We start from the raw sequence: 13,059 nt of genomic DNA, 5'->3' as shown, positions 1-13,059 counted from the left end.
AAATAATCATAAAAAAGTAAACAGAATGAAACGTGACTGTATTACTGTGCGTCAAGTATGCGGGAAAAGAATAGCCGAAGGAGTTTTGTCCGTTGCTGAAACGTTTGAAAAACGCCGATCTGCCGCTTGTGTTTGTCATTATGCTGCTTTGCGGATTCGGCTTGTTAATGGTGTACAGCGCCAGTGATGTGATGGGGTCTCAGCGGTATGGAGATCCATCCTATTTCTTCCATAAACAAAGTACCTCTTTACTGATCGGATTATGCTTATTTCTATTTGCCGCCTGTCTGCCGTATAAGCGGTATGCGCGGCTTGTACCGCTGTTTGTGGTCGGTTCGCTGGTATTGCTGCTGCTCGTATTGATACCGGGAATCGGGCTGGAGCGGAATTTTTCCCGCAGGTGGCTGGGAGCGGGCCCGCTTGTCGTACAGCCGTCTGAATTGGCTAAGATCGCGATGATTTTGTATTTCGCTTCGATTTATACGAAAAAGCAGCCGTACATTCATCAATTTGTGAAAGGGGTTCTGCCGCCTTTAGTGATTTTGGGAACTGCTTTTCTGCTGACATTGGCGGAGCCTGATTTAGGGACGGCTTCCTTAATCCTGGCGGCGTGCGGGTCGATTTTATTATGTGCCGGCTTGAAAAAGCGCCATCTGTTCGTGCTCGGCGCGACGGCGGTGTCCGGGGTTGTTTATCTCGCATTTTCGGCTTCCTATCGTGTGAAGCGCCTCGTTTCCTTTACCAATCCGTTTGGTGACGCGAACGGGGACGGCTATCAGCTGATTCAATCCTATTTTGCTATTTCCGGAGGCGGGTTTTTCGGAAGAGGGCTTGGAAACAGTGTTGAAAAAATGAACTATCTGCCTGAGGCGCATACCGATTTCATTATGGCCGTGATCAGCGAAGAACTGGGGATATTCGGTGTTCTGATCGTTTTGGGATTATATTTTGCGTTAATGCTTCTCGGCGTAAAAACGGCCGTGCGGGCTGATGACCCGTTCGGGAAGCTTCTTGCCATCGGAATTACGTTTCAATTAATGTTTCAGGTTGTATTGAATTTGGGAGCGATGAGCGGACTTCTCCCGGTTACGGGTGTGCCGCTTCCGTTTATCAGCTACGGCGGTTCTTCATTAATTATGACGCTGTTTTTGTGCGGCATACTGGTCAATATCAGTACATATGCGAAAAAACAACCCGTACGGCATAAGCGGCCTGTCCCGCATGAAAAAAAGGTTTCTTCTTTTTAATGAAGCTGAAAAAACGCCCGGGACATTTCTGTCTCCGGGCGTTCTGCCTGTTTATAAAGCTCCTGGTCCTTCTTCTCCGGTGCGGATATTAATCGTGTTTCCGATTTCATAGACGAATATTTTGCCGTCTCCGGGCTCTCCCGTTTTCAGCACTTTTTTCGCCGTTTCCACGACTTGATCAACGGGGACCTTGCTGACAACGATTTCCACTTTCAGCCGTTCATACACATTGCTTTCAATTTTGACTCCGCGGTACAGTTCGGTGTGGGCTTTTTGAAGGCCGCAGCCGTGTACGTTGGAGAAGGTCAGCGATGTGACTCCGATTTTACCGAGTTCCTGTTTCAATGTTTCAAACTTAGCCGGACGCGTAACGATTTCTACCTTGAACATTTGACCGCTCATCTAAGCCACTCCTCACTTTATAAGTCCTGATATGCTTTTTCCCCGTGCATCGTTAAATCAAGCCCAAGTGACTCTTCTTCTTCACTGGCGCGAAGGGGAATGAACAGACCTACAATTTTAATGATAACGAAAGTGACAATAAATACAAATACATAGGTTGCCGCAATGGCCGCAATCTGCTTCCAGAGCAGTCCCGGATCGCCGTAAAACAGCCCGTTTGCCCCGCCGTCATTGACGGAAGTGGTGGCGAATAAACCGGTCGCGATGCCGCCCCATGTGCCGCCGATCCCATGCAGGCCGAAAGCGTCAAGCGCATCATCATAACCGAAAGTCTTTTTGAGCCAATAAACGCCCCAAAAGCAGACAAGCCCGCCGATGAAACCGATTACGATGGAAGAGAACGGCGTAACGAACCCGGCAGCCGGCGTAATGGCGACAAGCCCGGCGATAGCGCCTGATACAGCGCCCAGCATGGTCGGTTTTTTATTCAGCATCCATTCGATTAAAATCCAGCCGATAATTCCGGCTGCAGCCGCGGTGTTTGTGTTAATGAAGGCAAACATCGCGATACTGTCAAGCGTGAGGGCGCTTCCGACATTGAAGCCGAACCATCCGAACCAGATGAGCGCTCCGCCCAAGAACGTGTAAATTAAGTTGTGAGGCGAAGCCGCCGTGCCGTCCTTGCGTTTCCCGAGCACAATCGCCAGCACAAGCCCAGCGACTCCGGAAGAAATGTGGACGACGTTTCCGCCTGCGAAGTCAAGAGCGCCCATTTGGCCGATCCAGCCGCCGCCCCATACCCAGTGCGCAACGGGCGTATATACGAGGGAAGCCCACAAAAAGGAAAATACAAGAAAAGCACTGAATCTCATGCGTTCAGCAAATGCTCCGGAAATAATGGCCGTTGTCAGTACGGCAAACGTCATTTGGAACATCATGAACAATGAATGCGGGATCGTATCACTGTAACTTCCGGGTTCAAAGCCGACCCCCTTCAGCCCTGCCCATTCAATCCCGCCAAGCCATGTATTGCCGGGGGCAAAAGCAAGTGAATATCCGTACAAAACCCAAACGACGGATACGATGGCGAGGGAAGAAAAACTGTGCATCGCCGTGCTGAGCACGTTTTTGCTTTTTACCATTCCGCCGTAAAACAAAGCCAGCCCGGGGGTCATCAGCCACACGAGTAAAGCGCAAAAGAACATAAATACTGTATCGCCCATCTGCATGTTGTATTCCTCCGTATCATTCAGAATGTAATTGTGATTAATTCATTATTATAGAGAAAAAAGAACGATAAAACATTTTCGTGTAAGGTTTTCTGACATGGTTTTTTGCGTTCATAATGCTGCTTTTTCAAATGGGTGTCGTGCGACTTTATATCCATAAAAAGAGCGCCGGAGCACGGCGGAAGAAATCCTGTCCGGGAAAGAGTAAAATAAACGGGGTGAGAAACACTAACTGCATCAGGAGGAATCATTATGACAACATCATTAAATCTGCAATTTGAAAAAACGGCTTTGGTCCTTATTGATTTACAAAAAGGCATTGTGCCGATTGATAAAAGCGGTACCGTTGTGCCGAACGCGAAAAAATTAATTGATGTGTTCCGGGAAAAAGGCGGATTTATCAGCTTTGTGAACGTGGATTTTCATGACGGAGCGGATGCGCTGAAGCCGCTGACGGATGAAGAGGTGGCGGGCCATTCGGCTCCGCCGGCGGACTGGGCTGAATTTGTGCCTGACATCGGAGTGAAAGAAAACGATTATACGGTAACAAAACGGCAGTGGGGCGCGTTTTTCGGCACGGACCTGGACCTTCAGCTCAGAAGACGGGGAATCGACACGATTGTGTTATGCGGGATTGCGACAAACATCGGGGTGGAAAGCACGGCGCGAGAAGCTTTTCAGCTCGGGTATCAGCAAGTTTTCGTAACTGACGCGATGGCGACATTCAGCGATGAACAGCACGAAGCGACACTCAAGTTTATCTTCCCGAAAATCGGCAGAAGCCGGACGACGGAAGAATTTATCGCACAGACAAAATGACAATCTCCAAAAAAAGCCGCGTCCTGTTCTTGACGGCCGTGGCTTCGGGGACGATGCTGAACCCATTGAACTCGTCGATGATTTCTCTTGCGCTTCACAGTATTCAGCATGAATTTCACCTGTCGTTTACAACGGTGTCCTGGCTGATATCGTCCTTTTATCTGGCCAGCGCGGTGACGCAGCCTGTTACCGGGAAGCTCGGTGATATGCTCGGCAGGAAGAAGCTGTTTTTGATCGGGCTTCTGCTTGTTGCTGTCTCGGCGGTCGGCGCGCCGTTTGCGCCGACTTTTATGACTTTGCTGATCATGCGTCTTTTTCAATCGATCGGAAGCAGTGCGATATATCCGTCCGGCGTCGGATTGATCCGTTCCAATATACAGGAGAAGCAGGCTTCGGCGCTGGCCGTCCTGTCAATCTTTGCATCAGCCATGACGGCGCTCGGTCCGACTCTCGGCGGTTTTCTGATCGTTTGGGGAGGGTGGCCGGCGATCTTTTTCGTCAATCTGCCGTTTATCATTCTCAGCTTTTTTCTCGGAATGTATATGTTTCCGAAAGATGAAAAACGCGAGATCGGCGGCTTGAAAGGCGTGCTCCGCCAGCTTGATACGATCGGGATACTCCTGTTTGCCGGGACGATTATCCTTCTCCTGTCGTTTTTATTGTCCTTCAGTACGAAGCCTCACTATACAGAAGGCGTATTCGGGCTTTTGTTTGTCGGGCTGTTTATCTGGCGCGAGCTGAAAACAGAGAAGCCGTTTATTGATGTCAGGCTGTTTAAAACGCATCGGAAACTATCGTCGGTGTATATTCAATTTATTTTGCTGAATATATTCTTTTACTGCATCTTTTTCGGGCTTCCGAGCTATTTTCAGGATGAAATGCATTTGTCCGTTCAGACAAGCGGATTGATTATGCTGTTTATGTCGGGCATGAGTATTCTGGTGTCGCCTCTGACCGGAAAATGGATAGATAAGAAAGGGCTTCTTCAGCCGATTGTTGCCGGAACCTGCCTGACCGCGATCGGGGCGGTGCTGTTAACGTTTTTCTTTCTTCAGGCGCCCATGATAGGAAAAGGACTGATCCTGTCCGTGCTGGGTGTCGGCTACGGCTTCGGAAATGTCACGTTTCAGGCGGCCATGCTGACTACGAGCCCCGCCGACATGGTCGGAACAACGTCCGGCCTGTTTCAGACCTGCCGGTATCTCGGTTCGATTTTGTCTTCTGTCATTTTGGGCATTCTTTTCGGAAAAGAAATTACCGCCGGCCATTTTCATATGCTTGGGACGATTCTTATCGTTGTCGGCGCTGTAAGCCTTTTGATGGCGTTCCGGTTTTCGGTTCTCCTCAAAAAAGCCTCTTAACAGGCGCAACAAAAAGAGACGGGCTCTCCCCGTCTCTTTTTTTGTGTAATGTGCTCAAAAATCAAAACGATTATTGTCGACAGCGACCAATGTTATTTACGGAATTTTCAGTTATATTTTTTCACATGTGATGTAAGGAAAACGCACATAGGGGAGGGAGAAAATGAAAAAAACAACGAGTGATCGGCTAAGCAACAAAGATTTACTGCCTTTAGAAGACGGCGAACGGACATGGAAAGCGGTGAATTTTGCATCCATCTGGATGGGTTGTATTCATAATATCCCGACCTACGCGACTGTGGGCGGGCTCATTGCGATCGGTCTTTCTCCGTGGCAGGTGCTCGCCATTATCGTGACGGCGTCACTCATTTTGTTCGCCGCTTTGGCCTTGAACGGCCATGCCGGAACGAAATACGGACTGCCTTTTCCGGTCATTATCAGGGCTTCTTACGGAATATACGGGGCTAACATTCCGGCGCTTCTCAGGGCGTTTACAGCCATCATGTGGCTCGGAATTCAAACATTTGCCGGGAGCACGGCTTTGCACATTCTGCTTTTGAACATATGGCCGGGCTGGGGGAGTCTCGGCGGAGATTGGAATATACTCGGGCTTCATCTGCCGGGTTTTCTGTCGTTCATTTTCTTTTGGGGCATTCATCTGCTTGTGCTGCGGCACGGCATGGAATCGATCAAAAAATTTGAAGTGTGGGCGGGCCCGCTTGTTTATCTCGTCTTCGGCGGCATGGTCTGGTGGGCGATAGATATTGCCGGCGGGCTCGGACCGATTTACTCACAGCCGGGAAAGTTCCACACCTTTTCTGAAACGTTTTGGCCGTTTGCCGCCGGAGTGACGGGCATTATCGGAATATGGGCGACGCTGATTCTGAATATCCCTGACTTCACCCGGTTCGCCGCGTCGCAAAAAGAACAGATTCGCGGCCAGTTTTACGGGCTGCCGGGAACGTTTGCGCTGTTCGCGTTTGCAAGCATCACGGTGACATCCGGATCACAAGTAGCATTCGGAGAACCGATTTGGGATGTGGTGGAGATTTTGGCCCGGTTTGATAATCCTTTCGTTATCGCTCTTTCGGTCATCACACTTTGCATCGCCGCCGTCTCGGTTAACGTGGCGGCAAACATCGTGTCACCGGCCTATGACTTGGCGAATGTCCTGCCGAAGTATATTACATTCAGGAGGGGAGGGTATTTGGCCGCCGTTTTGGCTCTGTTCACAATACCGTGGAAGCTGATGGAGAGCGCCACGAATGTTTATGCGTTTCTCGGGCTCATCGGCGGGATGCTCGGACCGGTGGCCGGGGTGATGATGGCTGATTATTTTATCATCAGAAAAAGGCAGCTCTCAGTTGAAGACCTTTATTCGGAAACCGGACAGTACACTTATTACAAAGGCTATAATTACCGGGCCTTTGCCGCGACTTTTCTCGGCGCGTTTATTTCTTTAATCGGGATGTACGTCCCGGCGTTCGCCGGCATCTATGATATCTCCTGGTTTGCGGGTGTCATTTTGTCATGTCTCGGTTATACGGCGCTTATGTATATTCATCCTCCTTATGTAAAAGCGGCGGGACGAATCGTGCGGGAAAGAGCGGCCGAATAAAAAAAGCCGGGGGCTGCCCCCGGCTTTTTGTCATATCAGTCTGCGATTGAAACGTTTCCGTCCGCTTCAAGCGGCGTTCTTTTTTTCTGGCTCCAGCCATACAGGAGCAAAGCAATCAGGACGAACAGCCCCGCTGCCAGATAAATCGAATGGAATCCGGCCGAAGCGACAAAGAGGCCGAATACATAGGATCCGCCGGCAATCCCGCTGTCAAAGAAAGTGAAGAAGGTAGCCGTCGCAAAGCCTGAACGGTGTCCGGGCGAGTTCTGAATCGCCAGCGTCTGCATACACGGTACGATAGAGCCGTATCCGAGACCGATTACGGCACCGGACAAGAGAAGCATGAGGGCGCTGTTTGTCATCGCCAGCATGCAAAGCCCCGCGGAGAACACGATAATCGACGGATAGATGACGATTCCCGGCCCCACTCTGTCAAACAGCTTTCCTGTGAAAGGACGGGCGGCCATCATCGTCACGGCGAAACAGACGAAGAAATAGCCGCTGACATCTAACAGGTGGATCGTCTTGGCATAAACGGATAAATATGAAGTCACACTTGAATAACAGAAAGAAATGGACAACCCGACAATCGCGATTTTAAGCGCGCCTTTTTCAAACATGTCGGAGAAAGAAAAACGGAAGACAGTCGTTCCGCTGTTGTTTTGATCCGGCACACGAATCATAAAAGCAATCAGCAAGCCTAAAGAAACAAATACGGCAAAAATCGTAAAGAAAACCGGGAACGAAATGACTTTCACAAGACTCAGCCCGAGAAAAGGACCGATCGCCATGGCAAGGTTCATAGACATCGCAAAATAACCGAGCCCCTCGCCGCGCCGCTTGGCGGGAATAATGTCAGCGGCAATTGCGCCCGTAACCGTCGTTAAAATGCTGAACCAGATGCCTTGGAAAAAACGCAGTCCGAGCAGCAGATAGAAATTGTGTAGCGGCAAATACAAATAAGAAGACAGGGCGAACAGCGCCAAGGATACAATCGTCATTCTTTTCTTGCCGAACCGTTCAATAATCGCCCCTGAAAAAGGACGGGTGATAATAGCAGATAACAGGAACAGGCTGATCAAAAGCCCTCCTTGCGATTCACTGCCGCCAAGCTCCTGAATCATATAGATAGGCAGCACGGCCAAAAATGTATAAAAGAACACAAAGACAAATAAATTCACGAGTACGACCATAATAAAATCTTTGGTCCAGATCGAGTCAGATTTACTCAAAAGTACAGCACTTCCCTTTCTTTTCTATTTCGTTAAAAACACATTCAGAAACTCAGAAAAAGCTTCCTTATCTCCATCTTGGAAATCCGCAAGCATGTCTTCCTCGAACTTCAGCATCTCTTGATTGATGCTGTCGTATTTCAATTCAGCTTCCTTCGTCAGGACGACGAGCTTTTCCCGCTTGTCTTCTCCCTGTTCCCGCTGAATCCAGCCGTTTTCTTCAAGGCGTTTGATCGTTCTGGTAACGGTCGGCGCCTCTACGTTCAGGTAGGACCAGATTTCTTTTTGGGTCATCGGTCCGATCGTTTTTAAGCAATATAGGATTGACCATTGAGAGGAGTACAGGCCGAATGGTTCCAGCCGTTCATTGGCTTTCTTCGTAATCAGGCGGGCGCATTGATTGATTTGGTGAATGAGGCGTCTGTTGACGTGGATCATTTCCGTTCTCCTTTTCAAAAAACTTACCTAAGTAACTAATTGTGCTGTTTCATTCTACAGCAGGATCGCGCGGATGTAAACCCCCCGATCAAAAAGCAGAAAATTATGACCCGCCCCTTGTCCTTATTGAGTTTTTAGCATATTCCCAATTCATTGCTAATACACTGTTACAAACCTATCAAAGAGAGTGTTTGAGGTGAGGGATCGTGGGCATATTTCTAAAACCTTCTTATATAATCGGACAACGAAGAAGCTGCATCATCAGTGAATCTGTTACAGAATACGGATCTCATTTCACACTTCTCACATCCAACTGGGGAGGTCGAGTGGTGTGCACGATTACATCAAAGAGCGAACAATCAAGATTGGCAAGTATATCGTGGAGACGAAAAAAACCGTTCGTGTCATTGCGAAAGAGTTTGGTGTTTCCAAAAGTACCGTACACAAAGATCTGACAGAGCGCCTGCCTGAAATCAATCCTGACTTGGCGAATGAAGTAAAAGAAATACTCGATTATCATAAATCCATCAGACACTTAAGAGGGGGAGAGGCGACGAAACTAAAGTACAAGAAGGATGAAATTCTTGAAGGGGAGCCCGTTCAGCAGCCGTAGCGCCTGACGTCTGCCGGGCCCTTTTTTCTCCTCCCGGGCGGTTTCGCGAATATCCGCAAAATTTTGTCAAGAACTTATATCGTTCAGCAGCTTTTTTTTGATAAATTATGATAATATATATAATTAGGGCACAATGTGGATATTTTACTGTGAAACAGATATCAAGGAGGATATAAATAGATGTTTGCAAGGGATATTGGAATTGACCTCGGTACTGCAAATGTACTGATCCATGTAAAAGGAAAAGGAATTGTTCTGAATGAGCCTTCCGTTGTGGCACTTGATAAAAACAGCGGCAAAGTGCTGGCTGTCGGTGAAGAAGCCAGACGAATGGTTGGACGTACACCTGGGAATATTGTTGCGATCCGTCCGCTGAAAGACGGCGTAATCGCAGACTTCGAAGTAACAGAAGCCATGCTGAAACATTTCATTAATAAGCTGAATGTAAAAGGACTTTTCTCAAAACCGCGCATGCTGATCTGCTGCCCGACGAATATTACATCCGTTGAGCAAAAAGCGATTAAAGAAGCAGCTGAAAAAAGCGGCGGAAAGCATGTGTACCTTGAAGAAGAACCGAAAGTTGCCGCTATCGGCGCGGGTATGGAAATCTTCCAGCCGAGCGGTAACATGGTTGTTGACATCGGAGGCGGTACGACAGATATCGCAGTTATTTCTATGGGCGATATTGTCACCTCCTCTTCTATTAAGATGGCTGGGGACAAGTTTGACATGGAAATCTTAAATTATATCAAACGCGAGTATAAGCTGCTGATCGGTGAACGTACCGCTGAAGATATTAAGGTGAAGGTCGCAACGGTTTTCCCAGACGCACGTCATGAAGAAATCACCATCCGCGGCCGTGACATGGTTTCCGGTCTGCCGAGAACGATTACAGTAAACAGCAAAGAAGTAGAAGAAGCCCTTCGTGAATCAGTTGCCGTCATTGTGCAGGCCGCCAAGCAGGTTCTTGAAAGAACACCGCCTGAATTGTCCGCTGACATCATCGACCGCGGCGTTATCATTACCGGCGGGGGAGCGCTGTTAAACGGGCTTGACCAGCTTCTTGCCGAAGAGCTGAGGGTGCCTGTTCTTGTTGCTGAGAACCCGATGGATTGTGTTGCGGTCGGAACCGGCGTCATGCTGGATAACATGGACAAGCTTCCAAAACGCAAACTGAGCTGATGATAAAACCTCATTCTGAAAAAGAATGGGGTTTTTTTCTGTCAAACCCTTCACGAACGGGAATGTAAATCCGATAATAAGAAAAATGCTGATTTTCATTATAGAACAAATGTTCCGGTGAGGCAACTGGAAATAATGCTATTTCAGAGGTGGAAGACTTGTTAAAAGGATTATATACCGCAACGTCCGCAATGATTACACAGCAGAGAAGAACGGAAATGCTGTCAAATAACATCGCAAACGCGAATACATCAGGGTACAAAGAGGATCAAGGTTCAATCCGCGCCTTTCCCGAGATGCTTCTGAGCCGAATAGAAGGCGATAAAAAAACGAAAATCGGTTCCGTCAACACAGGCGTATACATGCAGGAGCTGAAACCGTTGTTTACGCAGGGAAGCCTGAAAACGACCGATCAGCCGACGGATATCGCGCTGATGGAGAATCAGGTTCCCAAGAATGCCGAAACGAATGAAAACGCCGAGCTGTTTTATCCCGTGCAGACCGCAGGCGGCGTCCGCTATTCAAAAAGCAGCACTTTCTCATTAAATGAAAACAATCAGCTTACGATAAACGGAAACCTTGTGTTATCAACAAACGGACAGCCGATTACAGTCGACAATGAAAAATTCACCGTATCAGAAAACGGAACGGTCACGACAAACGGCCGGCCGGCGGGGCAGATTGATATCAGAATGGAAGAAGACGTGCGCAATCTGAAACGGGACGGCAATGACCTATACAGCACGGCCGACGGCTCTGAACTGCCGAGCGCGGCGGCGAATCCCCAAGTCTCGTATTCATTAAAGCAAGGCGTCTCGGAGCTTTCGAACGTGGACGTGACGAGCACGTATACAGAAATGACGGAAGCATACAGATCATTTGAAGCCAATCAAAAAGTCATTCAGGCTTACGATAAAAGCATGGATAAAGCCGCAAATGAAATCGGCAAAGTGTAACAAAATGGGGGACATTCAATTATGATGCTCAGATCAATGCTGACGGCTTCAACAGCCTTACATCAGCTTCAGCAGCAGATGGATACAGTCAGCAGCAACCTTTCAAACAGTGATACGACAGGCTATAAAGCGAGGGACTCCCGCTTTTCCGAGCTGATCAGACAGCAGTATGACCATATAGATGACAAAAAGGAAAATTCGCCGAACATGCGGAAAACGCCGCCCGGCCTGCGTCTCGGCGCCGGAACGGTCATGACTCCGCAGCTGGACTCAGGGCAGGGAAGCATCAAAAAAACCGACCGTGACCTTGATATCGCGTTCACATCACCTTATCAATATCTTCAGGCAGAAGCGGACGGACGGCGGGTGTATACAAGGGACGGCTCACTTTCCCTCAAGCCGGCCGGCGGAAATGACCGGCTGCTTCAGCTAATGACAGCGGGAGGCAATCCCATTCTCGATGAGAACGGTCAGCCCATACAAATTGACAGTTCGCTGACTCAGCTGAAAATCAGCAAAACCGGAACGCTGACGGCTTCAGACCAGGCGGGAACCCGTTCGCAGACGTTTAATCTCGGCATCGTCAATGTCAATAATCCGCAGGCGCTTCATGCGGAAGGGGATAATCTGTTTTCCGTGAACGGCGCGGGGGCTTCAGCGATTGAAGAGCTTACCGGCGCAAACCGGCAGGCAATCGGCATGGAGCAGGGCGCGCTTGAAGGTTCAAATGTCGATATGTCAAAAGAAATGACCGGCTTAATCGTGTCTCAGCGTTCCTATCAGCTGAACAGCCGCACGATTACATTGGGAGACCAAATGCTGGGCTTAATCAACTCAGTCAGATAAAAGAAGGGGCGTTTTGATCAGCCGCGCATGATAAAAAATGCGGCTTTCTCAAAATCGCCCTTTTTTTTGTAGTAATCAGTAATATCCTGAAGCAGCACTTCCAAATCCACCCACGCTTCAATTTTCTGCAGCTCCAGCACGAGCTTCTGCAATCGGTCGTACGGGTCCTCCTGAGCGGTGTACAGTATGTTGAGCGCGGTCAGCTTCAATTTCATAATCTTGTTCTGCACTTTTTCAGATATGTATAAACCTTTCTGCAGCACGGTTTGTCCTTCGGCGGCAGAGCCGGTTTTAAAAAGTGCTCTGACCGCTTCGTACACACAATGCAGGTAGGAAACGGGAGACTCTTTCTCGAAACGCTGATTGCCCAATACCTTTTTGTAAAAAGGGAGGGCCTCTTTATCTTTTTTCTGGGCGGTCTTTAAAAAACCAAAATTATAATAGGCGTGGCACAGCAGGTTATTGTCATTGATCCGGTCCGTTATCTTTATGGATTCATTGAAGAGCTGTTCTGCGTCGTCATAGCGTGCCTCGTCTATATAATTCACGGCGAGAAGCAGCCGGCAGCTGAGCGTTTTTTTGATGTAGCCGGCTTCATCTTGATAGATTTCCAGCGCTTTATTGACATATTGAATGGAGAGCGCAGGCGACTTCATCATGTAATATGCACCCGCTGTTTTATAATAAAATTCAGCGGCTTCGAAACGGTCCTGAATGGCCGGCAGGTACTGTTCAGCTTCTTTAAAGCGGCAGACAGCACGGTTCGGAGCGCCATTCACCATATGGAATAACCCTTTGAAAAAATAGAAATAATAAGTTAATTCATGATCCATCTCATCTTTGCGCCGCTTCAGCTCGCAGAACAGCTTATTCAGACCGTCTTTTTTCTCAAACAGCAGCTGAAACCGTGCGAAAAACAGCTGATATCTGAGTTTGAGCTTTGCATTCTTTTGTAATTTGGGGAGATGCTGATTGATTTGTTCGTGAAGGGAACGGGCTAGATCGAATTGGCGTTTTCCCATGGCGTCATACCACTCATTCAGCATCACCAGCGTACGTTTTTCAGTAAACTTAGCAATCATCTTCCAACCTCTTTGCATAGGGTAAAAATCTTTA

General features: G+C 48.4%; 13 protein-coding genes. 8 read left to right on the top strand and 5 right to left on the bottom strand.

The window, feature by feature from the left end; all coding sequences use genetic code 11:
- Nucleotides 1-92: 92 nt before the first annotated feature.
- On the top strand, nt 93-1,247 hold the full coding sequence (gene ftsW / locus NSQ37_RS02930) for a putative lipid II flippase FtsW (protein ID WP_015418402.1): 1,155 nt from the start codon (nt 93-95) through the stop codon (nt 1,245-1,247).
- Between the two features lie 51 nt (nt 1,248-1,298).
- Here the strand turns inward: ftsW and NSQ37_RS02925 are convergent, their stop codons facing one another.
- Together NSQ37_RS02925 and NSQ37_RS02920 are read right to left on the bottom strand one after the other, a co-directional pair.
- A complete protein-coding gene (locus NSQ37_RS02925; protein ID WP_003151222.1) occupies nt 1,299-1,649 on the bottom strand; it encodes a P-II family nitrogen regulator in 351 nt (116 codons plus the stop codon).
- Between the two features lie 17 nt (nt 1,650-1,666).
- Nucleotides 1,667-2,878 carry an ammonium transporter gene (locus NSQ37_RS02920; RefSeq protein WP_003151223.1) on the bottom strand — a complete coding sequence of 404 codons (1,212 nt, stop codon included), beginning with the start codon at nt 2,876-2,878 and terminating at the stop codon, nt 1,667-1,669.
- A 252-nt stretch (nt 2,879-3,130) separates the two neighbouring features.
- Between NSQ37_RS02920 and NSQ37_RS02915 the strand changes: the two genes are divergently transcribed.
- The 3 genes from NSQ37_RS02915 to NSQ37_RS02905 all read left to right on the top strand — a co-directional run bounded on the left by NSQ37_RS02915 (nt 3,131) and on the right by NSQ37_RS02905 (nt 6,676).
- On the top strand, nt 3,131-3,697 hold the full coding sequence (locus tag NSQ37_RS02915; protein ID WP_015240746.1) for an isochorismatase family protein: 567 nt from the start codon (nt 3,131-3,133) through the stop codon (nt 3,695-3,697).
- Nucleotides 3,694-5,058: an MFS transporter gene (locus NSQ37_RS02910; protein ID WP_326365011.1), complete on the top strand. Its 1,365-nt coding sequence runs from the start codon at nt 3,694-3,696 to the stop codon at nt 5,056-5,058. The genes NSQ37_RS02915 and NSQ37_RS02910 overlap by 4 nt, the downstream gene beginning before the upstream one ends.
- A gap of 163 nt (nt 5,059-5,221) precedes the next feature.
- A complete protein-coding gene (locus tag NSQ37_RS02905) occupies nt 5,222-6,676 on the top strand; it encodes an NCS1 family nucleobase:cation symporter-1 (RefSeq protein WP_072589655.1) in 1,455 nt (484 codons plus the stop codon).
- Nucleotides 6,677-6,711: 35 nt separating this feature from the next.
- Here the strand turns inward: NSQ37_RS02905 and NSQ37_RS02900 are convergent, their stop codons facing one another.
- Together NSQ37_RS02900 and NSQ37_RS02895 are read right to left on the bottom strand one after the other, a co-directional pair.
- Nucleotides 6,712-7,908: an MFS transporter gene (locus NSQ37_RS02900; protein ID WP_012118641.1), complete on the bottom strand. Its 1,197-nt coding sequence runs from the start codon at nt 7,906-7,908 to the stop codon at nt 6,712-6,714.
- A 24-nt stretch (nt 7,909-7,932) separates the two neighbouring features.
- On the bottom strand, nt 7,933-8,346 hold the full coding sequence (locus tag NSQ37_RS02895) for a MarR family winged helix-turn-helix transcriptional regulator (RefSeq protein WP_007407562.1): 414 nt from the start codon (nt 8,344-8,346) through the stop codon (nt 7,933-7,935).
- Nucleotides 8,347-8,677: 331 nt separating this feature from the next.
- On the opposite strand from NSQ37_RS02895, the gene spoIIID reads away from it, so the two are divergent.
- The 4 genes from spoIIID to NSQ37_RS02875 all read left to right on the top strand — a co-directional run bounded on the left by spoIIID (nt 8,678) and on the right by NSQ37_RS02875 (nt 11,943).
- Nucleotides 8,678-8,959, top strand: coding sequence for a sporulation transcriptional regulator SpoIIID (gene spoIIID / locus NSQ37_RS02890; protein ID WP_003151236.1), 282 nt, complete (start codon nt 8,678-8,680; stop codon nt 8,957-8,959).
- A 180-nt stretch (nt 8,960-9,139) separates the two neighbouring features.
- Complete coding sequence (gene mbl / locus NSQ37_RS02885; RefSeq protein WP_003151237.1) at nt 9,140-10,141, top strand: cell shape-determining protein Mbl; 1,002 nt, start codon at nt 9,140-9,142, stop codon at nt 10,139-10,141.
- A 158-nt stretch (nt 10,142-10,299) separates the two neighbouring features.
- Nucleotides 10,300-11,097, top strand: coding sequence for a flagellar hook-basal body protein (locus tag NSQ37_RS02880; protein WP_007614310.1), 798 nt, complete (start codon nt 10,300-10,302; stop codon nt 11,095-11,097).
- A 24-nt stretch (nt 11,098-11,121) separates the two neighbouring features.
- Nucleotides 11,122-11,943, top strand: coding sequence for a flagellar hook-basal body protein (locus NSQ37_RS02875; protein ID WP_012118640.1), 822 nt, complete (start codon nt 11,122-11,124; stop codon nt 11,941-11,943).
- Nucleotides 11,944-11,960: 17 nt separating this feature from the next.
- Here NSQ37_RS02875 and NSQ37_RS02870 read toward each other — a convergent pair whose 3' ends face one another.
- Nucleotides 11,961-13,025, bottom strand: a complete 1,065-nt coding sequence (locus NSQ37_RS02870) for a tetratricopeptide repeat protein (protein WP_007407559.1) — start codon at nt 13,023-13,025, stop codon at nt 11,961-11,963.
- Between the last annotated feature and the right edge of the window lie 34 nt (nt 13,026-13,059).

Origin of the sequence: Bacillus sp. FSL P4-0334 (genome assembly GCF_038004825.1) — a bacterium.
In the GTDB taxonomy this organism is placed as follows: Bacteria; Bacillota; Bacilli; order Bacillales; family Bacillaceae; genus Bacillus; species Bacillus velezensis.
This window is presented reverse-complemented; position numbering and strand designations above follow the sequence as displayed.